This window comes from Nocardioides ganghwensis, assembly GCF_014779655.1.
Classification (GTDB): Bacteria; Actinomycetota; Actinomycetes; order Propionibacteriales; family Nocardioidaceae; genus Nocardioides; species Nocardioides ganghwensis.
Map to the genome: position 1 here is coordinate 52,390 of NZ_JACXYX010000005.1, position 26,207 is coordinate 78,596.

General features: G+C 73.7%; 25 protein-coding genes. 12 read left to right on the forward strand and 13 right to left on the reverse strand.

What is annotated here, in order from left to right; all coding sequences use genetic code 11:
* Positions 1 to 149: 149 nt before the first annotated feature.
* Genes IEZ24_RS07270 through IEZ24_RS07280 form a run of 3 tightly spaced genes read left to right on the forward strand, consistent with a single transcriptional unit; the run spans position 150 to position 2,496 of the window.
* Positions 150 to 1,331, forward strand: coding sequence for an alcohol dehydrogenase catalytic domain-containing protein (locus IEZ24_RS07270; protein WP_129454961.1), 1,182 nt, complete (start codon positions 150 to 152; stop codon positions 1,329 to 1,331).
* Positions 1,328 to 2,290 carry an iron-containing redox enzyme family protein gene (locus IEZ24_RS07275; RefSeq protein WP_129454960.1) on the forward strand — a complete coding sequence of 321 codons (963 nt, stop codon included), beginning with the start codon at positions 1,328 to 1,330 and terminating at the stop codon, positions 2,288 to 2,290. Before IEZ24_RS07270 ends, IEZ24_RS07275 begins: the two co-directional genes overlap by 4 nt.
* Complete coding sequence (locus IEZ24_RS07280) at positions 2,287 to 2,496, forward strand: CDGSH iron-sulfur domain-containing protein (protein WP_129454959.1); 210 nt, start codon at positions 2,287 to 2,289, stop codon at positions 2,494 to 2,496. Before IEZ24_RS07275 ends, IEZ24_RS07280 begins: the two co-directional genes overlap by 4 nt.
* A gap of 21 nt (positions 2,497 to 2,517) precedes the next feature.
* On the opposite strand, the gene IEZ24_RS07285 is transcribed toward IEZ24_RS07280, so the two are convergent.
* The 7 genes from IEZ24_RS07285 to IEZ24_RS07315 are packed head-to-tail and all read right to left on the reverse strand — an operon-like array spanning position 2,518 to position 9,318.
* Positions 2,518 to 3,135, reverse strand: coding sequence for a methyltransferase (locus IEZ24_RS07285; RefSeq protein WP_129454958.1), 618 nt, complete (start codon positions 3,133 to 3,135; stop codon positions 2,518 to 2,520).
* Positions 3,132 to 4,745: a phytoene desaturase family protein gene (locus IEZ24_RS22285; RefSeq protein WP_242498460.1), complete on the reverse strand. Its 1,614-nt coding sequence runs from the start codon at positions 4,743 to 4,745 to the stop codon at positions 3,132 to 3,134. The genes IEZ24_RS07285 and IEZ24_RS22285 overlap by 4 nt, the downstream gene beginning before the upstream one ends.
* Positions 4,742 to 5,179 (reverse strand): SRPBCC family protein, encoded by a 438-nt coding sequence (locus IEZ24_RS07295; RefSeq protein WP_129454957.1) that lies wholly within the window; start codon positions 5,177 to 5,179, stop codon positions 4,742 to 4,744. The genes IEZ24_RS22285 and IEZ24_RS07295 overlap by 4 nt, the downstream gene beginning before the upstream one ends.
* Positions 5,176 to 6,099: a glycosyltransferase family 2 protein gene (locus IEZ24_RS07300; protein WP_207206790.1), complete on the reverse strand. Its 924-nt coding sequence runs from the start codon at positions 6,097 to 6,099 to the stop codon at positions 5,176 to 5,178. The genes IEZ24_RS07295 and IEZ24_RS07300 overlap by 4 nt, the downstream gene beginning before the upstream one ends.
* Positions 6,096 to 7,127 carry a glycosyltransferase gene (locus tag IEZ24_RS22290; protein WP_129454956.1) on the reverse strand — a complete coding sequence of 344 codons (1,032 nt, stop codon included), beginning with the start codon at positions 7,125 to 7,127 and terminating at the stop codon, positions 6,096 to 6,098. Before IEZ24_RS22290 ends, IEZ24_RS07300 begins: the two co-directional genes overlap by 4 nt.
* A complete protein-coding gene (locus IEZ24_RS07310; protein WP_207206789.1) occupies positions 7,124 to 8,191 on the reverse strand; it encodes a glycosyltransferase family 4 protein in 1,068 nt (355 codons plus the stop codon). Before IEZ24_RS07310 ends, IEZ24_RS22290 begins: the two co-directional genes overlap by 4 nt.
* Positions 8,188 to 9,318 (reverse strand): glycosyltransferase, encoded by a 1,131-nt coding sequence (locus IEZ24_RS07315; protein ID WP_242498459.1) that lies wholly within the window; start codon positions 9,316 to 9,318, stop codon positions 8,188 to 8,190. Before IEZ24_RS07315 ends, IEZ24_RS07310 begins: the two co-directional genes overlap by 4 nt.
* Before the next feature lie 168 nt (positions 9,319 to 9,486).
* On the opposite strand from IEZ24_RS07315, the gene IEZ24_RS07320 reads away from it, so the two are divergent.
* Positions 9,487 to 10,200: a GAF and ANTAR domain-containing protein gene (locus IEZ24_RS07320; protein ID WP_129454955.1), complete on the forward strand. Its 714-nt coding sequence runs from the start codon at positions 9,487 to 9,489 to the stop codon at positions 10,198 to 10,200.
* A gap of 3 nt (positions 10,201 to 10,203) precedes the next feature.
* On the opposite strand, the gene IEZ24_RS07325 is transcribed toward IEZ24_RS07320, so the two are convergent.
* Positions 10,204 to 10,914, reverse strand: a complete 711-nt coding sequence (locus tag IEZ24_RS07325; RefSeq protein ID WP_129454954.1) for a GAF and ANTAR domain-containing protein — start codon at positions 10,912 to 10,914, stop codon at positions 10,204 to 10,206.
* 9 nt (positions 10,915 to 10,923) lie between these two features.
* Positions 10,924 to 11,250, reverse strand: a complete 327-nt coding sequence (locus IEZ24_RS07330) for an ANTAR domain-containing protein (RefSeq protein ID WP_165356067.1) — start codon at positions 11,248 to 11,250, stop codon at positions 10,924 to 10,926.
* Between the two features lie 182 nt (positions 11,251 to 11,432).
* Here IEZ24_RS07330 and IEZ24_RS07335 point away from each other — a divergent pair, with 182 nt between their 5' ends.
* Positions 11,433 to 12,401 carry a helix-turn-helix domain-containing protein gene (locus tag IEZ24_RS07335; protein WP_129454952.1) on the forward strand — a complete coding sequence of 323 codons (969 nt, stop codon included), beginning with the start codon at positions 11,433 to 11,435 and terminating at the stop codon, positions 12,399 to 12,401.
* Positions 12,402 to 12,521: 120 nt separating this feature from the next.
* Positions 12,522 to 13,376 carry a sigma-70 family RNA polymerase sigma factor gene (locus IEZ24_RS07340; protein ID WP_129454951.1) on the forward strand — a complete coding sequence of 285 codons (855 nt, stop codon included), beginning with the start codon at positions 12,522 to 12,524 and terminating at the stop codon, positions 13,374 to 13,376.
* Here the strand turns inward: IEZ24_RS07340 and IEZ24_RS07345 are convergent.
* Positions 13,351 to 15,726: a bifunctional FO biosynthesis protein CofGH gene (locus tag IEZ24_RS07345; protein WP_129454950.1), complete on the reverse strand. Its 2,376-nt coding sequence runs from the start codon at positions 15,724 to 15,726 to the stop codon at positions 13,351 to 13,353. The two genes, IEZ24_RS07340 and IEZ24_RS07345, sit on opposite strands and share 26 nt — an antisense overlap.
* Positions 15,727 to 15,849: 123 nt before the next feature.
* Between IEZ24_RS07345 and IEZ24_RS07350 the strand changes: the two genes are divergently transcribed.
* The 5 genes from IEZ24_RS07350 (at position 15,850) to IEZ24_RS07375 (ending at position 21,661) form a co-directional block, all read left to right on the forward strand.
* Entirely contained in the window at positions 15,850 to 16,566 is a 717-nt protein-coding gene (locus IEZ24_RS07350; protein ID WP_129454949.1) for a response regulator, read from the forward strand.
* The gene (locus tag IEZ24_RS07355; RefSeq protein ID WP_129454948.1) at positions 16,563 to 17,894 is read left to right on the forward strand and encodes a GAF domain-containing sensor histidine kinase; all 1,332 of its coding nucleotides are present in this window, start codon (positions 16,563 to 16,565) and stop codon (positions 17,892 to 17,894) included. The genes IEZ24_RS07350 and IEZ24_RS07355 overlap by 4 nt, the downstream gene beginning before the upstream one ends.
* Positions 17,891 to 18,682: a 2-phospho-L-lactate guanylyltransferase gene (gene cofC / locus IEZ24_RS07360; protein ID WP_207206788.1), complete on the forward strand. Its 792-nt coding sequence runs from the start codon at positions 17,891 to 17,893 to the stop codon at positions 18,680 to 18,682. The genes IEZ24_RS07355 and cofC overlap by 4 nt, the downstream gene beginning before the upstream one ends.
* A 364-nt stretch (positions 18,683 to 19,046) precedes the next feature.
* Entirely contained in the window at positions 19,047 to 20,573 is a 1,527-nt protein-coding gene (locus tag IEZ24_RS07370; protein WP_129454947.1) for an AMP-binding protein, read from the forward strand.
* Between the two features lie 101 nt (positions 20,574 to 20,674).
* A complete protein-coding gene (locus IEZ24_RS07375; protein WP_129454946.1) occupies positions 20,675 to 21,661 on the forward strand; it encodes an LLM class flavin-dependent oxidoreductase in 987 nt (328 codons plus the stop codon).
* On the opposite strand, the gene IEZ24_RS07380 is transcribed toward IEZ24_RS07375, so the two are convergent.
* Complete coding sequence (locus tag IEZ24_RS07380; RefSeq protein WP_129454945.1) at positions 21,658 to 22,647, reverse strand: TIGR03619 family F420-dependent LLM class oxidoreductase; 990 nt, start codon at positions 22,645 to 22,647, stop codon at positions 21,658 to 21,660. The genes IEZ24_RS07375 and IEZ24_RS07380 overlap by 4 nt on opposite strands.
* A gap of 56 nt (positions 22,648 to 22,703) precedes the next feature.
* Here IEZ24_RS07380 and fgd point away from each other — a divergent pair, with 56 nt between their 5' ends.
* The gene (fgd, locus tag IEZ24_RS07385; protein ID WP_129454944.1) at positions 22,704 to 23,726 is read left to right on the forward strand and encodes a glucose-6-phosphate dehydrogenase (coenzyme-F420); all 1,023 of its coding nucleotides are present in this window, start codon (positions 22,704 to 22,706) and stop codon (positions 23,724 to 23,726) included.
* Between the two features lie 63 nt (positions 23,727 to 23,789).
* Here the strand turns inward: fgd and IEZ24_RS07390 are convergent, their stop codons facing one another.
* Positions 23,790 to 24,233, reverse strand: a complete 444-nt coding sequence (locus IEZ24_RS07390) for a hypothetical protein (RefSeq protein WP_129454943.1) — start codon at positions 24,231 to 24,233, stop codon at positions 23,790 to 23,792.
* Between the two features lie 167 nt (positions 24,234 to 24,400).
* Positions 24,401 to 26,017, reverse strand: a complete 1,617-nt coding sequence (locus tag IEZ24_RS07395) for an HNH endonuclease signature motif containing protein (protein ID WP_129454942.1) — start codon at positions 26,015 to 26,017, stop codon at positions 24,401 to 24,403.
* Positions 26,018 to 26,207: the final 190 nt, after the last annotated feature.

Consider the following 26,207-nt stretch of genomic DNA (forward strand, 5'->3'; position numbering starts at 1 on the left):
ACCTGCCGTCGCGAGCCGGCGTGCCCGTCCGCGGGTGGGGTGTGGCAGTGGCTCCACGGTCCCACCGCGGGAGGCGGGCCGCAAGGTCAAGGAGCAGTCACGGGGGACCGCGACGCATGCCGGACGTCGTGCGGGGCACTGGTCAGTCCATGAAGGCAGTCACCTGGCAAGGCAAGCTCGACATGCAGGTCATCGAGGTCCCCGACGCGAGGATCGAGGAGCCCACCGACGTCGTCATCGAGGTGACGTCGACGGGCCTGTGCGGGTCGGACCTGCACCTCTACGACCCGCTAGCCCCGTTCATGACCGCGGGGGACATCGTGGGCCACGAGCCGATGGGCATCGTCCGCGACGTCGGCTCCGCCGTCACCACGCTGACCGCCGGCGACCGGGTCGTCGTCCCCTTCAACATCAGCTGCGGCACCTGCTGGATGTGCAGCCGCGGCCTCCACAGCCAGTGCGAGACCACCCAGAACCGCGACACCGGCACCGGCGCGAGCCTGTTCGGCTACAGCAAGCTCTACGGCCAGGTCCCCGGCGGGCAGGCCGAGCTGCTGCGTGTCCCGTTCGGCGACACGCTGCCGATCAAGGTCGAGCACGGACCCCCGGACGACCGGTTCCTCTTCCTCTCCGACGTGCTGCCGACCGCATGGCAGGCGGTGGAGTACGCCGACGTCGAGGACGGCGGCACCCTGCTCGTCGTCGGCGCCGGACCGATCGGCGACATGGCGGCGCGCATCGGCATGCACCGCGGGCTGCGCGTGATCGTGGTCGACTCCGTGCGCGAGCGGCTCGCCCGGGTGCACGGCCGCGGCGCGGAGACCATCGACTTCACCGAGGTCGACGGCGTGGGCGACGCGGTGCGCGCGCTGACCGACGGGCGCGGTGCGGACGCCGTGATCGACGCGGTCGGCATGGAAGCGCACGGCTCGCCGGTCGCCGAGACCGCCCAGAAGGCGCTCGGCCTGCTGCCCAGGAAGGTGCAGGAGAAGGTCATGCTCAACGTCGGTGTCGACCGGCTGGCCGCGCTGCTGAGCGCGATCGACTCCGTACGCCGCGGCGGCACCATCAGCATCTCCGGCGTCTACGGCGCCCCGACCGACCCGCTGCCGATGTTCGAGCTGTTCGACAAGCAGGTGCAGATCCGGATGGGCCAGGCCAACGTGCGCCGCTGGAGCGACGACATCCTCGACCTGCTGCAGCAGGACGACGACCACCTCGGCGTCGAGTCCTTCGCCACCCACCACCTGCCGCTCGACGACGCCCCCGAGGCGTACCGCAAGTTCCGGGACAAGGAGGACGGCATGGTCAAGGTGGTGTTCCGCCCATGAGGCTGCCCAAGCCGCGCGGCCCGCTGAGCGAGTGGCTGGTCGCCCGACTGGCAGGCACGGGCGTGGCGGGTGCCGCGCCCACCTCCGACTCGTGGGCCGACTCGTGGGACGACGAGTGCATCTCCCTGTGGACGCTGCACGAGCTGTCCTTCCGGGGCTTCGAGGACGCCGACGACCGCGCCGAGTGGGACCCCGGGCTGCTGGGCGTACGCCACGACCTCGAGACCGCGCTCGAGGCGCGGCTGCGCGAGCGGTGGGCCCGAACGGACCCGGCTCCCGTGGCACCCGAGGACGTCCCCGCCGCGCTGGAGACCGTGGTCGCCGAGGACGACGGGCCCTCGCTCGCCGACCACGTACGCCGCCACGCCGACCGCGACCAGGTGCTCGAGCTGCTGCGGCAGCGCTCGGTCTACCACCTCAAGGAGTCCGACCCGTCGGCCTTCGTCGTGCCGAGGCTGCCGGTGCGGGCCAAGGCCGCGCTGATGGCGCTGCAGTTCGACGAGTACGGCGACGGCGACCCCAACCGGTTGCACTCCCACCTCTTCGCCCGCGGCCTCGAGGCCGTCGGGCTGCGCGCGGAGTACGGCGCGTACGTCGACGACGCGATGCCCGAGAACCTCGAGATGAACAACGCCGGCTCACTCCTCGGGCTGCACCGGCGCCTGCGCGGGGCGGCGATGGGCCACCTCGCGGCGTTCGAGATGACCAGCTCCCTGCCCTCGCGCAAGATGGTGCAGGGACTCGAGCGGCTCGAGCTTGACGGGCCGATGTCGGCCTACTACGACGAGCACGTCGAGGCCGACGCCATCCACGAGCACCTCGCCTCGCGCGACATCTGCGGGACCCTCGCCGAGGACGAGCCCGACCAGGCGGACGAGATCCTCTTCGGCGCGTTCACCTGCCTCGACGTCGAGGCACGCTTCGCGTCCGCGCTGCTGGCGTCGTGGGGTGCCCGATGACCCGCCCGCCGGCCCCGCGCGACTTCGACCACCCGGACGTGGTGCTGGTGCCCCACGGGCCGATGCTGCTGCGCGGCGCGGAGTCGGTGCAGGACGTCGACGGGACCGTGCATCCCGTCGAGCGCCCGGTCGTCGCGCTGTGCCGCTGCGACAAGTCCAGCCGGCTGCCGTGGTGCGACGGGACGCACAAGGTCATCCCGCGCTGAGGCTCGTACGGCCGCTGTCGCTCAGGCGCGGTCGATGCGCGTGAGCACCCCGCGCTCCTCCTGGCGCACCTCGACCATCGCCAGGCGCTCCTCGGTGAAGCACGGCTCGCGGCGCAGCACGGCGGCCTGCTCGCGGGTGCCGACCTGGAGCACGGCAGAGCCGCCGGGTGCGAGGTGCGCGTCGATCACCGCGAGGCAGGCCCGGGCCACGTCGAGGCCGTCGTCGCCGCCGTCGATCGCGGTCAGCGGGTCCTCGGGGTAGCGGCCGGTCTCCGCGCGCGGCACCCACGGCGGGTCCGCGATGATCAGGGGGAACGTCTCGTCGGGGCCGATCGCCTCCTCCAGCCGGCCCTCGCGGACCTCGACCCGGTCGGCGAGCCCGGCCGCGAGCGCGTTGGCGCGGGCGTAGTCGCACGCCACGCCGTTGGCGTCGACGCAGACCAGCCGCCGCCCGGTGGACGCGACGGCGAGCAGGCCGATGTGGCCGGCGCCGGCGCAGAGCTCGAGCACGGTGCCGCCCGGGACGGTCGCGGACAGCCGGGCTGCCCACTTGGACTGGGCGGTCGTCCACTCGCGCGGGCGCAGCACGCGGTCGTCGAAGGCGATGGTCAGCGACCCGAAGTCGAGGTGCTCGGTCATGCGGTGGTCCTTCCCGGGCGCAGGCGCGCAGTCCGATGCTGCCAGATCGCGGCCCGGGCGGCGTTGGCGCCGGCCGCGCCGTGGACGCCGCCTCCCGGGTGCGCCGAGGCGGAGGCGAGGAACAGCCCCGGCAGGCCGGTGGCCGCGCGCCCGCGCATGGCGGGCACGGGCCGGAAGACCAGCTCCTGGTGCAGCTGCGACGTGCCGCCGTTGACGGCCCCGCCGACGAGGTTGGCGTCGCGCGCCTCGAGCTCGTGGGGGCCGAGGACGCGGCGGGCGAGGACGAGGTCGCCGAACCCGGGGGCGACGGCCTCGATGCGTGCCTGCATGCGGTCGGCGAAGCGCTCGCAGTCGTCGTGGCCCCACTGGCCGTCGACCTCGTCACCGGCGTCGCCGCGGGTCATCCCCGGCTGGGGCACGTGCGTGTAGGCCCAGAACGACTCGGTGCCCGCCGGCGAGCGCGAGGGGTCGCTGGTCGTCATCTGCCCGGTCAGCAGGAACGGCCGGTCGGGCACGACGCCGGACCCGACCTGCGCCAGGGTCCGGGACATCTCCTCGACGGAGTCGGCGACGTGCACCGTGCCCGGCACGAGCGCCGGCCGGTTCGTCCACGGCACCGGACCCGACAGCGCCCAGTCGACCTTGACGGTGCCCGGGTCGAGCTCGAAGTGGCGCATGCCGCGCACCACCCGGGCGGGGAGGTGCTCGTCGGCCACGAGGCGACCGAAGAGGTGGGTGGCCGACACGTCGGCGAGCACGGCGCGCGCGGCGTACGCCTGTCCGTCGCGGGTGCGTACGCCGACCGCGCGTCCGCCGCGGACGTCGACCTGCGTGACCTCGGCGTCGGTCATCACCTCGACGCCGAGGCTCGTGGCGCGCGCGACCAGGGCGTCGGTGAGGCCCTGGGCGCCGCCTCGCGGGACGGGGAAGCCGACGGTCTGGCCCAGCATCGTCATCAGCACGCCGAAGACGCCGGAGCCGGGGGAGGCCAGGGGGAAGTCGGCGTGCCCGGCGTTGCCCGCGAGCAGCAGCTGCGCGGCCGGCCCGGAGAACAGCTCGCGCCCGAGCGAGGACACGGGGGTGGCCAGGCGGCGTACGGTGTCGAGCCCGCCGGAGCGCGCGAGGGCGGGCAGGAGTCGGGCGCCGGCACGCACGGGCGGGAACGGAGACGTGAGGCCGCCGACCAGCGAGTCGCCGATCCGGTCCCAGGTGCGGCACAGGTCGAGCCAGGCGTCGCCGTCGCCCGCGCGCAGGTCGTCGAGCCCGGCGGCGGTCGCGTCCCGGTCGCGGTGGAGCACGGCCCACTGGCCGTCGCCGAACGGGTGCCCGAGCACGGACGGCGCGTGCTCCCACACCAGTCCGTGGTCCTCCAGGCGCAGCGAGGTCATCGCCCGCGAGGACACCGCCAAGGGGTAGAACGCGCTGAACGTGTCGTGCACGAAGTCGGGGTGCACCTCGCGGTCGCTGCGCACCGCACCGCCCAGTGTCCGCTGCGCCTCGAGCACCAGCACCCGCCAGCCGGCGTCGGCGAGGACGTTGGCGGCGACCAGGCCGTTGGGCCCGGCGCCCACCACGACGGCGTCGTACGCGTCCGGGCTCACCGGGGTCACCGCGTCCGGCCCTCCACGACGAAGGCGAGCCGGCGCAGGGCCTCGACGTTTCGCAGGTGCAGCTGGGCGTCGCGCAGGGGCTTGGGCATGAGCAGGCCGGGACCGGCGGTGGCGTCCTCGACCATGGTGACGACGGTCGTGTCGCCGCTCGGCTGGAGCGAGATGTCGACGTGCGCCTGGCCGGCCGGCCAGCCGCGGGCGAGCAGCAGCAGCCGCCGGCCCTCCTCGATCTCGAGGACCTCGGTGGTGTCGTCGATCAGCAGCGGCCAGCTGCCGACGCTGTGGTGCAGCCGCGACCCCACCGCGGGCCAGGACTCGTCGACGTCTCGCATGCGGGCGGCGCCGACGACGAAGAGCGGGTAGAGCCAGCCGTCGGAGAGGACCTCCCAGACCTGCTCGGGGGTTGCTGCGATGGGGCGGCTCGTGGTGCTCACGCTGTCTCCTTCGGTGGGGGGCTGGTCGTGGGGCTGGGGGTGGGGCCGGGGGTGGGGCCGGGGGTGGACGTCTCGCGCTCCCAGTGCCCATTCACGCGCCGGACCAGTCCTCGTCGCTCGAACTCCTCGAACCAGCCTGCCATCGGCCACTCGCCCCACCGCTCGTGGAACAGGCGGCCGTTGCGCAGGATGTCGTCGAGGTGCTCGACCGGCGGGTTGCTGACGGGGTGGTGCTGGTGGAAGGCCCGCGCGCCCCCGACCCAGCCCAGGCCGATGCCGAGGGCGAGCGCCGTACGCCCCAGGTCGGTGTCCTCCCCGCCGTAGCCGACGTAGTCCTCGCAGAAGCCGCCGAGGTGCCGCCAGGTCTGGGCGTCGACGGCGAAGGACAGCGACCAGAACAGGTCGGGGTCGACCGAGTGGACCAGCTCGCCCGGCGCGGGGCGGGGTCGCGCCGGGTGGGGGTCGTCCCACGCCGCCAGCTCGGCGGGGTCCTCGGGATAGCCGCCGGGCGGTGGCGGGGGGAGGTAGGTCACCGGACCGGACCAGATCCACCGTGGGCGGGCCGTCACGACCTCGGCGTACGCCTCGACGAGGCGGTCGCCCGCCAGGCAGTCGACGTCGAGCAGCACGACCACGTCGGCGCCGCGCTCGATCGCCGTACGGACCCCCAGGTTGCGCGCGGCGGCCAGCGGGAGCGCGCCCTCCCGGCTGCGGCCGATGCGGACGACCTCGCGCGTCAGCGCGCCCGTGCGGGACTCGACCCGCTCCTCGACGATGCCGGCGTCGTCCATCGCCACGGCGAGGTAGGTGTCGGGGAGGACGGACCCGCGGGCCAGCGAGCGGTGCTGGGCCGCGAGGTGGTCGTGGCGGCCGTGGGCGATGGTGACGACGGCGACGCGGGGCCCTCCAGCCTCCGTCACGACGCGCCTCCGTCGAGCACGCGCGTCCGGGTGGTGAGGACGACGTCGGCGAAGCGGTCGGCCGCCCAGCCGTCGCACCACTGGGTCCAGCCGCGGGCGTCGAGCGCGGCCGCCCGGTCGAGGACGCCGGTCCACTCCGCCGGGTCGGGCCACGCGGAGCGGACCAGGGCCGGCCACCCGTGGGCCAGCACGTCGCCGGTCGTGCGTTGCTCGTCGTGGGGCCGCTCCTGCGGCAGGACGACGGCGGGACGGCGTGCCGCCGCGGTCTCGGCCAGCGCGTTCTGCCCGGCGTGGGTGACGACGACGTCGGCGGCGGCGAGCACTGCGGACGGGTCGTCGACCCAGGTCTCGCGGTCCGCCCCGAGCACGGTCCACCGCCAGTCGGGGGTGGCGCGCCGTGCAGCGCGTACGTCGTCGGCGCCGACGTCGTGGCCGCCCGACCCGAGGAGCAGGGCGACGCTGCGCTCGCCGTCGTGCGGCTGGCTGCGGAGCACGGGGCGTACGGGGTGGCGCGAGAGCGCGCCCACCGGCACCAGGCGCTCGGCCAGGTCGTCGGGGAGGCCAGGCGTCATGCCGCGAGCCGCCCGCGGCCAGAAGCCGACGAGCGCCTCGGCGACGCCCAGCCCGAGCAGGTGGGCGGGATCGTCGCGTCGGCCCGGGAGCACCACCGCCACGGCGGGGATCCCGTGCAGCCGGGTGAGCAGCAGCACCTCGACCGACACGTCGACGACCACCAGGTCGGGGCGCGCGGCCGCGAGCCAGGCCGAGATCGCCGCGGCGCGGGCGCGGGTGCCGTCGTGCCGGAGCGGAGCCCAGTGCAGGTGGCCGTGGGCGGTGACGTCCCGCGGGTGGCCGCCGTCGTCGGGCGGCAGCCGGACCCAGTCACCGGCCCAGGACGGCGGGCGGGGCAGGGACGACAACCCGGTCACCGAGATACCGTCGTGGGCCAGGCGGGCGGCGAGCACCTCGGCGCGGTGCCGGTGCCCGCTGCCGACGTGATGGACGTAGTAGCCGACGACCCCGGTCACGCCGCGTCGTCCCGGCGCGCGAGCAAGGAGTAGAGGTCGAGGTAGCGCTCGACCATCACGTCCGCGCTGCACGAGGCCTCGGCGTGGGCGCGGACCTCGCGCCGGTCGAACCGGGAGGCGGCGACGACCGCCTCGGCGAGGGCTGCGACGTCACCGGCGCCCACCAGCACGCCGGAGCGCGGCGACACGACCTGGTTGAGGCCGCCGCGTGAGAAGCCGGCGACGGGGGTGCCGCTGGCCATCGCCTCCGCGGCGACCAGCCCGTAGGGCTCGTCCCACACGGGCGTCACGAGCGCCACCGACGCGGCGCACAGGAGGGCGGAGAGCTCACGGCCGCCGAGGTGGCCGACGTGGCGCACGTCGCCGCCGAGCAGCGGGGCGAGCTCACGGTCGTAGTAGTCGCGGTCCTGCACCGGCCCGGCGAGGACGAGCGGCACCCCGGCGAGGCGGCACGCCTCGACGGCGAGGTGGGGCGCCTTCTCCGGGACGATCCGTCCCGACCACACCGCCGGCCCGCCGCCCTCGCCGAAGGGCCAGTCGCGCAGGTCGAGCCCGTTGGGCACGACGTCGCTGTCCACGACGTGCCGCCAGGCGGCGGCCGTCCACTCGCTCACCGAGACGAAGTGCGGCGGGCGCGGACACAGGGCGAGCGCGGACTCGAGCATCGGCAGCGGCGGCGTGTGCAGCGTGGTCAGCATCGGCACGTCGACGGCGGACGCCATCGCGACCGGGAGGTGGTGGAGGCTGTTGTTGTGCACCACGTCGTAGTCCTCGGACCCGGTGCGGGAGAGCGAGAGCATCAGCGCGAGGTAGGCGTGGTGGTCGGCGAGCCAGTCCGGGCCCGGGGCGAACTTGTCCGCCATCGCCGCGGTGCTGACCTCCACGGCCGACAGCGGCAGCAGCCGCACGGGGAGCGACGCGTCGGACCCGGGGCCGGCGAACAGGGTGACCTCGTGGCCGCGGTCGGCCAGTCCGCGCGCGATGGTGGCCGTCATCGACTCCAGCCCCCCGGCGTACGGCTCGCGGATGGGGTAGCGGCTGGAGGCGATGAGGCAGACCCTCACCGGCCGTCCCCCACGAGCGACTCGTAGAGACGCGCGTGCGCGGCCGCGACACGCGCGCGCTGCGCCCGCCGCTCCTCGACCCCGGGCGCGGGCGCGACGTGACCGGCGTACGCCTCGCGCACCGCGGCGACCAGCCCGTCCGCGTCGAGGTGGTCCTCGTCGTGGCCGTAGGTGAGCACCGGCGCCTGGTCGGCGAAGTAGCCGCAGGAGGGCGCGACGACCGCGGTCCCGAGGTCGCGGCAGGCCTCGAGCCAGCCGCTGTGGGTGCCGAAGCGGTAGGGCAGCACCGACACGTCGAGGGAGGCGAGGTAGGCCCACAGGGCGTCGTCGTCGAGGTAGTCGTGGATGCGCAGGTCGACCTCGCCGCGGGCGGCGTGGTGCTGCAGCGCCTCGGCGAGCGCGGCGTCGTACCGCTTGCCGTCCGGGCGCAGCACGTCGTTGTGCCCGTTGACCTGGAGCACGGCGCCCGGCAGGTCGCGGACGGCGTCGACGAGCACCGGGAGCATCGGGTGCGGGTGCATCCCGGCGCGCAGGCTCTTCACGTGCAGGCCCACCCGGAACTCCCGCGGGCGCGGCCCGCGGCGCCGGACCTCACGACTGGCCGCGGCACACCGCATCGTGTCCAGGGGCACGACGTGGGGGTGCGGGACCACCAGTGCGTCCCGGCCCCAGCGCGCACGGATCTCAGCGGCGGCCCCCTGCGTGAGGGTGACCAGCGCGTCCGCGGCCGGCACCAGCACGTCGAGCTGGCGGTCGTGGTCGCGGCGGTCCGGGTGGTGGGGGTTGCGTAGGTCGTGCACCGTGAACACCAGCGGCTTGCCGCGCCGCCGGAGCGCTGCCACGAGCTCACGCAGCTCGGCGGGGCTCCGGGCGTCGAAGCCGAAGTGCAGGTGGAAGACGTCGAAGTCGTTGTCCTCGACCCACGCGGCGTCGAGCATCACCGGCGGCCACCACTGCTGGGTGGACGCGGCCTCGGCGGGCGGCGGGTCGGGCAGTCGTACGGGCCCGGACCCGTCCTCGGGCGCCAGGTGCCGGACGTAGACGTGGTTGGCGGGCACCGAGGCGACGACGATGCGGCCCGCGGCCCGGGGGCGGGGCAGCAGGGGCGTCGTGGGTGCGCCGGTCACGTCCGAGGTGGTCACACGCAGATGTACCCCCGGCGCGCTGCGGCATGCGCGAGCCGCACCACGATCTGTCCGTTCTGCGGTGTCGCATTGGGCACCGGCGGGCCGGGAGGATAAATTCCTCCCGACTCCAGAACACGGGTCTCAGCAGATTGTCCACAAGGATCCGCATTGTCGTCCCACGACTCCTTGGCCGTGTTCGCGGCACTCGCTGCCGAGCTGCAGCAGGAGCCTGACGAGGCCATCACCTCGCGCGCGATCGTCACCCGGATGCGCGAGCTCGTCCCGGAGGCCGACCAGGTCAGCCTCACCATCCGCACCCCTCGGGGCGGGCACAAGACCCTCGCCAGCAGCGACCCGCTCGCCGAGGAGGCCGACGCCCTGCAGTACGCCCTCGGGGAGGGCCCCTGCGTCGAGATCGCCGACACCGGCGGCTGGCTGCGCAGCGGCGACGTCGGCACCGACTCGCGCTACCCCACCTGGGGGCCGCGTGCCGCGGAGCTCGGCGTGGGCTCGCTGCTCGCCGTCGCGGTCACCGACCGCGAGGGACCGCTGGGAGCGCTCAACCTCTACAGCTCCCGCACCGGGGCCTTCGCCGACCGCGACGTCGTCGACATCGCCCTGGTCTACGCCGTGCACGCGACGACCGCGCTGTCGTCGGCGCGGCGGGCGAGCACCCTGCAGACGGCCGTGAGCTCGCGGCACGTCATCGGCATGGCGCAGGGCATCGCGATGGAGCGCTACGGCATCGACCAGCACCAGAGCTTCGAGCTGCTGCGGCGGCTGTCGTCGACGACCAACGTCAAGCTGCGCGACGTCGCCGCCCAGATCGTCGAGACGCGCGCGATCCCGCACGAGCGGGTCGGTGAACCGGTCGACGACTGACGCTCAGGTCGGCAACGCACCCGTCTCGAGGACGTGCTCGGACACCAGCCCGATCTTCGTACGCCGGCTGCGGGCGGCGGTGCGCAGCGCGTGGAACGCGGCGACCGCGTCCAGAGACTCCTTGGCCATCAGGTAGCCGACGGCGCGCTCGATCACCACGCGGTAGTCGAGGGCGTACTGCAGCTGCCGGGCCAGCTCGCCGGCGGTGTGCGCCTGCAGGGCGGCGCCGAGCGTGGTCGAGACGACCTCGGCGTACCTGCCGATCGCCGCGACCTCGCTGTCGTCCCAGTCGTGGGGCCGCTCCTTGTAGACGTCGAGCGTGCCTATCGGCACGCCGCCGAGCACCACCGGCGTGCCCAGCACGGCACGCACCGGCTGGGAGGCCATCACCCGGGCCAGGGTCGGCCACCGCTCCGCCTCCGCCGTGACGTCACGGCTGGTGACCACGCGCGCCTTCACGAACGCCTCGGTGCACGGGCCCTCCCCGGCCTCCGCCTCGGTCTGCTCGAGCAGCCGACCGGGACCGTCGGTGGCCGCGGCGTAGGTGAGCATGTCCTGCTCGTCGGCGATGAGGATCCCGGCGCCGTCGACGGCGAAGAGGTCGACGCAGGCCGCGACGACGACGTGGAGCGCGGAGGTGAGGGTCCCGTCGTCGTCACGGGGCTGGGACAGCCGGCGCAGGCTCTCGGCCAGGGCGGCGTCGTCGATGTTCATGGGACGTGATTATCCCCGGGGCGGACGTCCTTCCGGCCACCCCGACGCGGGGAGGTGGTGGACGATGCTCTGCAGCACCTCGCGGTCCTCGGCGTCCGCGGTGCCGTCGTGGGTCGCCACGAGGACGCGCGCCACCGTCCGGACCTTGGTGTTGCTGTCCTGCGAGACGCGCAGCATCGTGCGCCAGGCCTGGTCGGTGCTGCAGCCGAAACGGGCGGACACGAGGCCGATCGCGACACCGATGTCACGCTGCGAGCGCACCGCCTCGTGCAGCTGTGCGACCTCGTCGCGCAGGGCGTCCGCCTGCGGAGCAGGCTCGCCCGGAGGTAGGGGCATCCCAGACATCGTCACCTTCACATGACGTAGGTCCGCGGACACAGGGCGGAGTTCAACAGCTTCTGGGGACCAGCCTACAGGGTGAAGTCACATCCTCCCGATGCGCGAGGAGCGCCGATCTGGGTTAGGCTCGATGGGACTCAAGCCACCGGGTCGTCCGCACTCTCCCTCTGGAGGTGCACGTGCCCGAGCTGCGTTCCCGCCGAGACCCCGTCGACGCCTTCGACTTCGAGGGCGACGGCGACGACGCGCGCCACTGGCTCGAGACCGCCTACGGCACCTCGCTCGGACTGAGCGGCCGGATGGGGACGGTCCACCACCGGCGACGCGAGCTCGACGGCGTCTCGTTCGACCGTCTGCGCATCGACGCCCCGGTGCGCTTCGACGCGGATGCGATGCCGGTCCTCGTGGTCGTGGACGTCCTCGGCGGCGAGATCGAGTACACCCACGGCCGGGTCACCGACCGCGGCCGCGAGGGTGACACGGTCCTCGCCGCAGGGTGGCACGAGCCCTTCATGGGACGCGGCAACGGCTACGAGGTGCGCAACACCGGCATCTCCGACGACGTCCTGGCTGCGGCCATCGCCGAGATCGATCCCGAGCGGACCAGCGCGGACCTCCGGTTCGACCGGTTCGTGCCCCGGTCCCCGGCAGCGGCCGCCCAGTGGCGCACGGTCGTGGACCGGCTCAGTGCCTCGTCGGTCGGCGACCACCCGATCGCGGTGGGGCAGGCGTCCCGGCTGCTGGCCCACAGCCTCCTGCACACCTTCGAGAACAACGTCGTCAGCGACGACTCGACGCTCTCCCGCGACCTCCGCGACGCCACCCAGGCCACCGTGTGGCAGGCCCAGCTGATCATCGAGGAGCGTGCCCAGGACGACGTGTCGCTCGCCGACATCGCCCGCGAGTGCCGCGTCACGCCCCGGACGCTCCAGTACGCCTTCCGGCGCCACCTCGACTGCACGCCGAACGCCTACCTGCGGCAGGTGCGCCTCGACCTGGTCCACCAGCTCCTCAACGCCGGCTCGGTGGCCACCGTGGGCGACGCCGCGGCGCGCCTCGGCTTCTTCAACCCCGGACGGTTCGCGTCCGACTACCGCCAGGTCTTCGGCGAGAACCCTGGACAGACCTTGGCCCGCCACACCTCCTGACGGAGGTGTTCGCTTTGCGGCTGTCGTGCTGGTCCAGACCATGCGACGGTGGGTGTTGATCGTCTTGCTGGAGACCACGGCAAGCACACATCAATTCTCAGGAAGCGAGCCGTGGTTTCCATGTCGATCGCCTCTGCCACCACCCCCGACATCACCGTCCAGGACGTTCCTTCCGTGCGCCCCCGCACCCTCGCCGCCGTCCCGCCCCTCGAGGGCCGGGCCCGCGCCCGTCGTACGGACGCCATCGTCAACGACCTCCGCGACAGCCTGCGTGCCGCGGACGCCCACGACCTGACCTGCCAGCTCATCGAGACCAACGCCGCCGTCGCCCGCAGCATGGCGTCGCGCTACCGCAACCGCGGCATCGACCTCGACGACCTCGAGCAGGTCGCCCTGCTCGGCCTGACCAAGGCCGCGCAGCGGTTCGACCCCTCGGCCGGGCACGACTTCCTGTCGTTCGCCGTGCCGACGGTGCGCGGCGAGCTGCGCCGCCACTTCCGCGACGCCGGCTGGACGGTCCGGCCGCCCCGCCGGGTGCAGGACCTCCAGGCCCGGATCGCCGGTGCCCAGGACCGGCTCGAGGCGGAGCTCGGCCGTTCACCCCGGCCGAGCGAGATCGCCGCCCACCTCGACGAGCAGCTGTCCGACGTCGTCGAGGCGCTGGCCGCCGACGGGTGCTTCACCCCCACCTCCCTGGACGCGACCGTCGCCGACGGCTCGTCCACCCTGGGTGACCTCCTCGGGGGCGAGGACCGTGCACTCTCGCACGTGGAGGCCAAGGTCATGCTGGACCCGCTCGTACGCGGGCTGTCCGACCGCGACCAGCGGATCGTGCGGCTGCGGTTCTACGACGGGCTGACGCAGCAGGAGATCGCCGAGGAGGTCGGGCTCACGCAGGCCCAGGTGTCCCGCGTGCTCGCCCGCATCCTCGCCGACCTGCGCGCCGACCTCACCGAGCACCCGCCGGCTGCCTGACCTCCCCGTACAGGGTGGTGCGCTGGCGCAGCGGACGGCCGGCCTCCGCCGCGATGGCGGCGAGGTCGGCCGGCGTGAGCCCCTGGCCGTGGCTGGCGCCGGCGGCTCGGCTGATGTTCTCGTCCATGAGGGTGCCGCCCAGGTCGTCCACCCCCGCGCCCAGCAGCTGCTGGGCGCCGACGCGGCCGAGCTTGACCCACGACGCCTGCACGTGGTCGATGTCGCCGGCGTAGGCGATGCGGGCCACGGCGTGCACGAGCACCGTCTCGCGCCACGTCGGTCCGCGGCGGGCACCCCGCTTGAGGTAGATCGGCGCCGCCATGTGCACGAAGGGCAGCCCGACGAACTCGGTGAAGCCCCCGGTCTCGCGCTGCAGGTCGCGGGTGCGGAGCAGGTGCCGCACCCAGTGGTGCGGCCGCTCGACCGAGCCGAACATCATGGTGACGTTGCTGCGCAGCCCCACCCGGTGCGCGGTGCGGTGCACCTCGAGCCACTCGTCGGTGGTGATCTTGTCGGGGCACAGCACGGCGCGCACCTCGTCGTCGAGGATCTCCGCCGCGGTGCCCGGCAGGGACCGCAGCCCGGCGTCCTTGAGCCGTACGAGGTAGCTCTCGAGCGGCTCCTCGAGCCGTCGCGACCCCTCCAGGACCTCCAGCGCGGTGAAGCCGTGGATGTGGATCTCCGGCACCCGCTCGTGCACCGCTCGCGCGACCTGGACGTAGAAGTCGCCGTCGAAGCTCGGGTGGATGCCGCCCTGCAGGCAGACCTCGGTGGCGCCCAGCGCGTACGCCTCGGCGCTGCGCTCGGCGATCTCGTCGAGGCCGAGGAGGTACGGGGCGCCGCGCAGGTTGAGCGACAGCGGGCCCTTGGAGAACCCGCAGAAGGTGCACCGGAAGGTGCAGACGTTGGTGTAGTTGATGTTGCGGTTGACCACGAAGGTCACCTCGTCGCCGACGACCCTGCGACGGATCTCGTCGGCGACCTCCGCCACGGCCGCCACCTCCTGGCCGCGGGCGGCGAACAGCGCCTCCAGCTCGGCGGGACCGGTGTCCTGCCCGGCGCGTACGCCGTCGAGCACCTCGCGCACCCGGCCGCCGACCGTGCGACCGGTCGTCCGCAGCGGCGTCGGGTCGACGCCCGCACCGGAGAACCACGCGGTCGACCGGCGGCCGATCTGCACGACCTCCGCGCCGGTGCCGACGTTGGCGGCGTCGCGGTGCCGCTCCGGCCACAGCGCCCCCGGGTCGTCGCGGGCGAGCAGGTCGGCGTCGGCCCGGTCGAGGACCGGGAAGTGCAGGCCCGGGTCGAGCCAGCGGTCCGGCTCCGCGGCGTACGCCGGGTGGACCGTCAGGCGCGGCGCGAGCTGGTGCCCGGCGGCCTCGGTCGCCTCGCGCAGCGACTCCAGCGACGGCCACGGGCGCTCGGGGTTGACGTGGTCGGCGGTCACGGGGGAGACCCCGCCCCAGTCGTCGATGCCGGCGGCCAGCAGCCCGGCGAGCTCCTCGGGCGCGGAGAGGTTGGGCGGCGCCTGGACGTGCACGTCGTCGGGCAGGACCAGACGCGCCAGCGCGATCGCGCGCACGTGGTCCTCGTGCGGGCAGGGCGGGGCGCCGCGCATCGCGGTGCCGGGCTTGGGCAGGAAGTTCTGGACGATCACCTCCTGCACGTGGCCGTGCTCGCGGTGGCTGCGGGCGATCGCCTCGAGCGCCTCGACCCGGTCGGCCTCCGTCTCGCCGATCCCCACCAGGATCCCGGTGGTGAACGGGATGGAGAGCCGCCCGGCGTGGTCGAGCGTGGCGAGGCGGCGGGCCGGGGCCTTGTCGGGAGCGCCGCGGTGCGCCGCCAGGTCGTCGCGCAGGCTCTCGACCATCATCCCCTGCGACGGGGACGTCCGGCGCAGCCGCGCGAGGTCGTCGCGGCCGATCGCCCCGGCGTTGGCGTGCGGCAGCAGGCCCGTCTCCTCGAGCACGAGCGCCGTCGCCTCGACCAGGTAGTCCACGGTGGTGCGGTGGCCGCGCGCGGCCAGCCACGCGGCCGCCTCCGGGTAGCGCAGCTCCGGCGCCTCGCCGAGGGTGAAGAGCGCCTCGTGGCACCCGCTGGCCGCCCCGGCCTCGGCGACGGCGAGGACCTCCTCCGGCGTCAGGTAGGGGACGGTCGTGCGCGGTGACTCGGCGAACGTGCAGTAGCCGCAGCGGTCGCGGCACAGGTGGGTGAGCGGGATGAAGACCTTGGGGGAGTAGGTCACCCGGGTGCCGAAGAGGGAGTCGCGGCGGGCCGCGGCCAGCTCCAGGAGCGCGGGGGTCGGGAGCGCGGTCAGGTCCGGGCTGGGGTCCGTGCTGGGGAGCGGCATGGGTCCATTGTGGGGATCGAGGCCCGGGCGTCGACCGCCACGCGCTCAACGGAGCCACAACGGCCCGGGGCGGTCGGTGTCGAGCGGATGACGGTCGGCGGTGCCGTGGGGTATCAATCAGGCATGAGCCAGGCGGCAGACCCGCGCGCGCCGGTCGTCCTCGTCGTGGACGACGACGCGGCGATCCGCACGGTCGTGCGCTGGCAGCTCGACGACGCCGGCTTCCGCGTCCTCGAGGCGGACGACGGCGCCTCCGCGCTCAAGTGCATCCGCGACGAGCACCCGACCCTCGTCGTGCTCGACCTCTCCCTCCCGCGCCTGGGCGGGCTCGACGTGCTGCGGTCCGTACGCAGCGGGCAGGCCGGCCGCTCCGACACCCCCATCATCGTGCTGTCGGGGCGCAGCGGCGAGAGCGACCGCATCGCCGGGCTCGACCTCGGCGCCGACGACTACCTCGTCAAGCCGTTCTCGCCCGGCGAGCTCGCCGCGCGGGTGCGGTCGGTGCTGCGCCGCAGCGCGCCGGACCCGTCGGTGGAGGCCGTCGTGGTCGGGCCGCTGCGCATCGAGCCCGCGAGCCGGCGGGTGCTGCTCGGCGAGGACGAGAAGGAGCTGACCCCCAAGGAGTACGACCTGCTGCTGTTCCTCGCCACCCACCCGCGCCACGTCTTCACCCGCCCCCAGCTCGTCGACCAGGTGTGGAACTCCTCCTCGGAGTGGCTGGGCGAGGCCACCGTCACCGAGCACGTCCACCGGCTGCGGCTCAAGCTCGAGGCGGACCCGTCCAGCCCGCGGCTGCTGCGCACGGTGCGGGGCGTCGGCTACCAGCTGGTGGACGAATGACCTCCCCCGATCGCACGGAGCCCGCTCCCGACCTGTGGGTCGAGGACGCGCGCGAGCTGCTGGAGCGGCAGACCGAGGTGCTGGAGATGATCGCCCGCGCCGCGCCGCTGACCGAGGTGCTCACCGGCATCCTGGCCTCGCTCGAGCACCTGATGCCCGGCGCCCGGTGCTCCGTGCTCCTGCTCGACCGCGAGCGCGGCACGCTGCACCACGGTGCGGCGCCGAGCCTGCCGGAGACGTACGTCGGCGCGATCGACGGCATGGCGATCGGACCGGCGGCGGGCTCGTGCGGCACGGCCGCCGCGCTCGACGTCGCTGTGGTGGCCACCGACGTGCGGTCCGACCCGCGCTGGGTCGGCTACCGCGAGATCGCCGCCGCCGCCGGGCTGCGCAGCTGCTGGTCCACCCCGATCGAGGGCCGCGACGGCCGCCCGGTCGGCACCTTCGCGGTCTACCACGCACGCCCGCACCGCCCGAACCCGCGCGAGCAGCTCCTCGTGGACCGCTTCACCCACCTCGCGTCGGTCGCGATCGACCACGCCCGACTCGTCCAGGAGCGACGCGCGCGGCTCGAGGCGGAGACGGCGCGACGCACGGCCGAGGAGCTCTCCCACGCGCGGCTGGAGCTGCTGGCCGCCGTGGGGCACGAGGCGCGCACGCCGATCCAGGCCATCGTCGGCTTCGCCGAGCTGCTCGGCACGATGGACCTCGACGAGCCCCGGCGCCGCGAGGCGCTGCAGCACATCGGCGCGGCGGCCGGGCACGTGATGGACCTGCTGTCCGACGTCCTCGACCTCAGCCGCCTCGAGGCCAACGTGCTGCCGGTCGCGCTCGAGCCCGTCGACCTCGGCGAGGTGGTCGACGAGGCGTTCGGCCTGCTCTCGGCGCAGGCGGGCCGCCGCGAGTGCCGCCTGGTGCACGACCACTGCGACGACCTCCGAGGCGACCACCGGGTGCTGGGGGACCGGCGGCGGCTGCGGCAGGTGCTGATCAACCTCGTGGCCAACTCGGTGCGCCACGGCCGGCCCGGCGGGCGGGTGGCGGTCTCCTGCAGCCCCACGCCCGACGGCTCGTCGGTGCTGGTCACCATCGACGACGACGGCCCGGGCATCCCGCCGGACCTGCTGCCGCGCATCTTCACCCCGTACGCCCGGGCCGCCCCCGACGACGACGCGGCCGAGCCGAGCACGGAGAGCATCGGGCTCGGCCTGGCGCTCGCGCACGGCCTGGTCCGCGCGATGGACGGCGACCTGTCCGTCGGCAGGTCCGGGCCCGGGGGCACCTCGATGCACCTCCGGCTGCCGCGCCCACCCGGCGGACCCTCGTGAGCGACGTGACGGCCGTGGTGCCGGTCAAGCGCCTCGACGCCGCCAAGTCGCGTCTGGCGCTCCCGCCTGCGCAGCGGCGCGCCCTCGCGCTCGCGTTCGCCCTCGACACGGTCGAGGCGCTGGTGGGGTGCGCGGCCGTGGCGGCGGTGGTGGTCGTGACCGCCGACCCCGACGCCGGTGCCCGGCTGCGCCGCCGAGGCGTACGCGTCGTGCCCGAGCAGGGCCCCGGCCTGGTCCCGGCGGTGCACGCGGGCATCCGTGCGGCGGTCGCGTGGCAGCCGCGGGCGGGCGTGCTGGTGGTGCCGGCCGACCTGCCGTGCCTGCGACCCGTCGACGTCGACGAGGTGCTCCGGTCCGCGGGCGGGGCGAGCGGCGCGTTCGTCCCCGACCGGTCCGGGACCGGCACCACGCTCGCGCACCACCCGCGCGGGCCGTACGGCGTCGTCGCCGTCCCGCAGTACGGCCCCGGCTCGGCGGCCCGTCACGCCGCGCTCGGCCTGCGCGCGCTCGCGGACGCGCCCGTACGAGCGCGTCAGGACGTCGACACGCTCGACGACCTGCACGACGCCGCGGTCCTCGGCACCGGCGCGGCGACGTGGGCCGCGCTGTCAGCCCTCGCTGGCGGCCCAGCCGGTGATCCTGACGATCCGGCACACGAGCACGCGGTGGAACGGCTTGTCGGCGTACTGGGGGACCGTGCCGGCGAGCCGGTCGGCCAGCTCGTCGACGACGGCCGACGGAGGGTCGGGGACGTGCTCGCAGTCGGCGCGCACCCACCACAGCCGTGACCAGTCGTCGGCGTCCCAGTGCTCGACCAGCAGGGAGCCCCGGGGGTCGGCGGCCAGGTTGTCCTCGCGCTGGAGCCGTGAGGACTTCTTGGGCTTGACCTTGTCGATCGGGACCCCGACGTAGCCGTCGTCGGTGACGGTGTAGACCACCGGCTGGGGGTCGGGCCCGCGCTCGGGGTGCAGCGTGCAGAACACGCCGTGCACGTGCGCGCCGAGCCGGGACCGGGACACTTCCTCGTCGAGCCGCATGGGGCCAGCCTCCACCCTCCGCGGGCGCCGGACCATCACGCCTTCCTCAACGCTGGCCGGACGTGCTTGACCCGCACCCGGTTGCCGGAGAGGTTGTCGCCATGGGGTCGACGAGATGAACCTCGCCAGCTGGGTGGAGCGGCAGGGTCGCCGGCTGCGCGACCGGCCGGCCCTCGCCGTCGGGCAGGACGTGCACGCCACCTGGGCCGAGCTCGCCGCGCGGGTCGCCGGCGCCGCCCGCGGCCTCCGCGAGGACCTCGGGCTGGAGCCGGGGGACCGGGTGGCCCTCGTGATGGACAACCGCCCGGAGTACCTCGAGGCGCAGTTCGCCGCGTGGCACGCCGGGCTCGTCGCCGTGCCGGTCAACGCGCGGCTGCACCGCGACGAGGTCGCCTGGATCCTGGAGCACTCCGGCGCCCGGGCGGTCGTCACCGACGAGGCGCACGCCGACGACGTCTCGACCCTGCGCGACCGGATCGACACCGTCGAGGAGGTCGTGCTCGTGCCCGGGCCCGCGTGGGACCGCCTCACCGCGGCCGAGCCGGCGGCCATGACCGACCGCGGCAGCGACGACCCGGCCTGGCTCTTCTACACCAGCGGCACCACCGGCCGGCCCAAGGGCGCGACGCTCACCCACGGCAACCTGCTGATGGCGTCGCTGAGCTACTTCGCCGACATCGGCCCGGTCTCCGCCGACGACAGCGTCCTGCACGCGGCGCCGCTCTCGCACGGCTCGGGCCTGTACGGCCTGCCGCACGTCGCGCGCGGTGCGGTCAGCGTGTTCCCGTCGCACGGTCCGCTGACCGGCGCGGAGCTCCTCGGGCTGACCCGACGCTGGCCGGGCATGTCGTTCTTCGCCGCGCCGATCATGGTCCGCCGGCTGGCGGGCGACGACGCGCTCGTCGGCGCCGACCTCAGCGGGCTCAAGACGATCATCTACGGCGGTGCGCCGATGTACCTCGCCGACCTCGAGGCCGCGCTCGCGACCTTCGGACCACGGCTGGCGCAGATCTACGGTCAGGGCGAGACGCCGATGACGATCACCGGCCTGTCGCTGCAGGACCACGCCGACACCGACCACCCGCGGTGGCGCGAGCGGATGCAGTCCGTCGGGTTCCCGCGCACCGACGTCGAGGTGCGGGTGGCCGACGACGACGGCCACCCCCTCCCGCCCGGGGAGCCCGGCGAGGTGCTCGTCCGCGGCGCCGTCGTGATGGCGGGCTACTGGAACCAGCCCGAGGAGACCGCCGAGGCGCTGCGCGACGGGTGGCTGCACACCGGCGACGTCGGCAGCCTCGACGAGGACGGGTTCCTCACGCTGCACGACCGGTCCAAGGACCTCATCATCAGCGGCGGGATGAACATCTATCCCCGCGAGGTCGAGGAGGTGCTGCTGCGCCACCCGCACGTCGAGGCGGCGGCAGTCGTGGGCCGGCCCGACCCCGAGTGGGGCGAGTCCGTGGTGGCCTTCGTGGTCACCGACGGCACCGAGCCCCCGGTCGAGGAGCTGGACCGGATCTGCCTGGACAGCATCGCCCGGTTCAAGCGGCCCAAGGACTACCGCTTCGTCGACGCGCTGCCGACGAACAACTACGGCAAGGTCCTCAAGCGCGAGCTGAGGGAGCGGCTGCAGCAGCGTTGAGGAAACCATGAGCGACCCGCCCTTGCGGGTGGGCAGGCTCGACTGTGGGATACGTCACATAGGGCCGCCGGGCCAGATCCCTCCCGAGGAGATGTTGTGAGATGAAGCTCGCCCTCTACCTGCCGACGTTCCGCAACCACGTCACGGTGCAGGAGCTCGCCGACCTGACCGACCTGGCCGAGGAGCTCGACTTCGACTCCGTGTGGACCCTCGACCGCCTCGTGGTCCCCGAGGCCTCCGACCGCGGGGAGCTCCAGTACCCCTTCGGCATGATGAAGGAGTTCCCGACCCAGCTGCCGGTGGAGTCGCGCGGCAAGTGGTTCCAGGGCTGGCCGATCCTGCCGTGGCTGGCGGCGCGCACCGAGAAGCTGCGGTTCGGCATGAGCATCACCAACACGCCCTTCCGGAGCCCGGCCCTCTTCGCCGCCGAGTGCGCCACCATCGACCACCTGTCCAACGGCCGCCTCAACGTCGGCATCGGCTCGGGCTGGATGCCCGAGGAGTTCGCCGCCGCGAGCGTCGCCGACCGCTTCCCGCGGCGGCACTCCCACGTCCGCGAGACCATCGAGATCGCCCAGGGCATCTGGACCAACGAGATCTTCGAGTACCACGGCGAGCACGCCGACTTCGAGCCGTGCGGCTTCGGCCACAAGCCGGTGCAGAAGCCGCACCCGCCGATCTACTTCAGCGGCCTGCGCGACCCCAAGCGCTCGGCCAACCGCGTCGCCAAGTACGGCCTGCACGGCTGGATCGGCATCCAGGACACCCCGCGCGAGTTCACCGAGTGGCGCACCGCCATCGCCCGCGAGCTCGAGGAGCTCGGCAAGTCGATCGACGACCTCGACATGTGCTCGATGATCTGGTTCACCATCACCGACGAGGACGTCGACCAGACCGACAACGGCAAGGTCTCCAACATCCTCGTCGGCAGCGAGCGGCAGATCGTCGACATGCTCAAGACCTACCAGGAGGCCGGCATGACGATGCCGCTGCTGTGGCCGCCCTTCGCCGACGTGCCGGTGTCGAAGACCCTCGACGACCTCAAGCGGCTCAAGAACGACATCATGCCCAAGGTGGAGGCGTCCTAGGAGCCCCGGCGGGCCGGGGCGAGGGCGTGCAGGACGTGCTCCGCCTCGGCCACCGCGCCCTCGGGGTCGACGTCGGGCGAGCCCACCCGCGGCGAGAAGTTGAGGTCGACGAAGACCTCGCCCGCGCCGCGGCGGCGTACGGCTGCGAGGTCCTCGAGCACCTGGTCTCGCGTGCCGTGGAACTGGCGGCGTCCCGGACCCGGGTCCGCGTCCACCAGGTCGACCACCGCGCGCAGCAGGATGCGTACGGCTCCCGGGTCGCGCCCGGCCTCGCGGGCGCCCTCGCGCACCAGGTCGACGGAGTCGGCGAGCGTGTCGAGGTCCTGCCGGGTGCTGCCGATCCAGCCCTGGGCCAGCCTGCCGGCACGCCGCAGCCCGGCCGGCGCGGCGCCACCGACGAGGACCGGCGGGTGTGGGCGCTGGATGGGCCGGATGCCGAGGTGCGACCGCGGGACGGAGTAGTGCTCGCCGTGGAGCTCGACCGGGTCCTCGGTCCACAGCGCCACCAGGCAGCGCAGGTACTCCTCGAACCGCGCCCCGCGCCCGGCGTACGGCACCCCCGCGGCCTCGTACTCCTCGGGCAGCCACCCCATGCCGAGCCCGACCGTCAACCGTCCCGAGGCGAGGTGGTCGAGCGTGGCCATCGCCTTGGCGAGGAGCGCGGGCGGCGTGAACGGCGCGCACAGCGTCGCCGTGCCGAGCCCGATGCGGGTGGTGTGCGAGGCGACGTGCGCGAGCGGCAGGACGGCGTCGTGGACGGCGGCGTACGTCGGGTCCTCCACCGGCCTCGTGCCGGGGTTCTCCACCGGCCTGCCCGCTGCGTCCGTGGGGGTGGCGGCGAGCGGCTGGAGCACCCGCTGGAAGGTCCACAGCGAGGCGTAGCCGAGCTCCTCGGCGAGGCGGGCCACGTGGATCATCGCGGCCGGTGTTGCCCAGCTCCCGGAGACTGGCAGCCCGAACCCCAGCGCGGGGAGGTCGTCGTCCATCGGGCCACGATGTCACCGCCCCCGAGAACCCGCACCCCGAACGAACGGACCCGCCCGTGAACCAGACCTCCCCCCTCGCCGTCGGCTACAAGGCCTCCGCGGAGCAGTTCGGCCCGCGCGAGCTCGTCGAGCTCGGCGTGCGCGCCGAGAAGGTCGGCCTCGACAGCGTGTGGATCAGCGACCACCTGCAGCCCTGGCGGCACGAGGGCGGTCACGCGCCCAACGCCCTCGCCGCGATGGCCGCGATCGGCGAGCGCACGGAGCGGGTGGTGCTCGGCACCAGCGTGCTCACGCCGACCTTCCGCTACAACCCGGCCGTGCTGGCGCAGCAGTTCGCGACGCTCGCGCTGCTCAACCCCGGCCGCGTGGTGCTCGGCGTCGGTACGGGCGAGGCGCTCAACGAGATCTCCGTCGGGCTGGCCGAGTGGCCGGAGTTCAAGGAGCGGTGGGCGCGGCTGCGCGAGTCCGTACGCCTGATGCGGGAGCTGTGGGCGGGGGAGCGGGTGACCTTCGACGGCGACTACTACCGCACGGTCGACGCCACGATCTACGACCGGCCCGAGGGCGGCGTCCCGATCTGGGTCGCCGCGGGCGGTCCGCAGATGGCGAAGTACGCCGGGCGCGTCGGCGACGGCTTCATCTGCACGAGCGGCAAGGGGATGGACCTCTACACCGACAAGCTGCTGCCCGCGGTCGAGGAGGGCCTCGCCGCGTCCGACTCCCGGCGCGACTTCACCCGGATGATCGAGATCAAGCTGTCGTACGCCCCGACCCGCGAGGAGGCGCTCGAGAACTGCCGCTTCTGGGCGCCGCTGTCACTGAGCGCCGAGCAGAAGCACCAGCTCGACGACCCGATGGAGATGGCCGCCGCCGCCGACGCACTGCCCATCGAGCAGGTCGCCTCCCGCTGGATCGTCGCGACCACGCCCGACGAGGTCGTCGACGCGGTCCGGCCCTACGTCGAGGCGGGCTTCGACCACCTGGTCTTCCACGGCCCGGGCCACGACCAGGAGCAGTTCCTGACGTCCTTCGCCGACGAGGTGCTGCCGGGGGTGCGGGGGCTGGTCTCCGGTGGTTGAGGTGCGAGCGCAGCGAGCGGCAGAGGACCACTGTTCCGAGCTTGAGCGCCGGAGCCGCGGGCCCTAGTCGACGCTCGCCACCGGGACTGTCTTGGTCGTGCCGTCCGACCAGGCGGTTGAAGACCACGAGACCTTCAAGGTGGTGCCTGCGTCGATGGTTGCGGGATAAGCGAGGTCCATGTCGCACACGTACAGGACGTCGATAAGCATGACCTCCGACTCCACGACTTCGCCGTGGTGCACGGCGATGACAGCCTGATGGCTGTCAGAGGTGTCCACCTGCTTGGCCAACGAGGTGGCGCCCGGCCAGTCGAAGCCGAGCTCGTCGGTGATCGCGGTCGCCCCTGTGTACGCGCACACGATCACCACGTCGGAGACGTCGCGGTCGTAGATGTCGGACACAGTGATGGCCCGCACCTGACCTGCCGACTCCATGAAGTCTTGCACCGACGTGCCATCTGCATCGTCCCCACCGCAGGCGCCCACGACCGCGGAGAGGGCCGTCACGGCCAGCCACTTGCCGGCGGGCCCTCGTCGAGACGTCGAAGTCAACCTGCGAGGCACGACGTCACCGTACTGGGCTGGGGCGCCGCGGCACCCGTGCAGAGCAGCGTGCCGAGCAGGACGCGCCACCGGCCCCGCCGGTCATTGGTCTGGCGGGGTGTGGGGCGGGGTCATCGTCGACGGGGTCGCGGGATGCCAGGTGGGTGGTGCTCGCTCGTCGAGGAGGGCGCTCTGGCGCCCGTCACGAGACCCGGCTCCATCGCCGTGGTCCCGGTGTGGTCGCGTCGGTAGCGGTGTCCGTGGGGTGAGGTCCACTCGAACACCCCGTTCTCGACCATCCGGTAGGTCCATGCCGAGTGGGTCTTCAGGCGGTGGTGGAAGCGGCACAGGCAGGCGAGGTTGTCGGTCTGCGTGGGGCCGGGTTGGGGTCTGCCCTCGGCTTCGGCGTCGTGGTCGTAAGCGATGACGTGGTCGACGTCGCAGCCCCGGGCGGGACGGGTGCACCGGGGGAACACGCAGGCGCGGTCGCGCAGCTGGACCTGCTCGCGGAGCCGGTCGGGGATCTCATAGCCCTGCGCCGTCAGGTTGGCGTTGAGGTCGATGACTGGCTTGATCGTGACCTTCGTGCGGGAGTCCGCACACCACGACTTGATCTGGTCGAGCAGCACGAGCCGCTGGCCGTTCTCCATGCGTCCGGTCGAGCCGAACACCGTGGCGTCGCCGGAGAGGCTGGCGTCGAGGTGGGCGTGGATGACGACCTCACGCGCAGCCGGCAGATCATCGGACTCGGTGCTCTCGCCGTCGGTGCCGTCGGTGCCGTCGGTGCTCTCGCTGCCGTCGGTGCCGTCGGTGCCGTCGGTGCCGTCGGTGCTCTCGGTGGTTGAGGTGCGAGCCCTTCGAGACGCCTCGTCCCTCGGCTCCTCAGGATGAACTCCGCGAGCCTCGAAACCACCAGCCCCCACGCCGCCGTCCTGGAACGCCAGGTCCAGCGCGGTCTGCGTCCGGGCGAGGTCACCGAGCGCCTTGGCGCGTCGTGCGTCGAGTGGCAGCTCGGATCCGAGGGCCTTCTGGACCGCTGCGTGGTGGGCGACGGCGCGGTCGAAGTCGAGGGCGTCGGCGATGTCCACCTCCGCCTCGATGCGCATCGTCCCGGCGTAGTGCAGGTCGTCGGTGTTCACGGTGACGTGGCGCGGGTCGACGGCGAGGTAGCCGTCCTCCGGGTCAGCGGCAGGGTCGGCGACCGCGAGGTCGTAGCGCTTGATGGCCTCGGCGACGAGCCGGTCGAGCTGTGCCTGGCCGATGCGTCCGGCGACGGCGGCGACCTGGGAGTCGACGAACCCCGCCGCCTCACGAGTGAGTGCCGGGGAGGTGTGGATGGTGGTGTCGGCGACCACCCTCGCCCGCCACGCAGGGACCTTGCCGGCGTGGACCTGCTCCCACAGGCGGGGGAGGCGGTGGCGCAGCTCTAACGCCTGACCGATCAGCTTCTTCGCAGCGGTCGTGGAGATGCCCAGGACTCCGCCGAGCTCGGCCACGCAGAACTCCGCCACCAGCGGAGCGCCTTCGCCGGCGATGGGCTCCTCCTGCTCACACCCCGGGACGGTGAACGAGGCCGCGTCGTGGATGGACTCCGGCGGGTGCAGGTCGGCCCACTGCGCGGCGAGGGTGAGCTGGCGGGCGGCCTCGGCGTGCTCGAGGTCGCGGGAGGCCTTGATCGAGGCAAGCAGATCGGCGGGCGAGAGGTCGTCTGCGACCCCTCGTGCCGGTGCTGCCAGTCCGTCGATCATGTGCACGATTTTAGTCGTCGGGTCCGACAACGGCCATGCCTGCGAGCCGCCTGTGGACGGTTCACGGCCAGCGATCTCAGGGGTGGTTTCGAGGCTCGCTGCGCTCGCACCTCAACCACCGAGAGCAGGGTCTCGATACGCCCGCTCGTTCCCGTCGATGCACCGGCTCGTCCCTCACCGGCACTCAGGA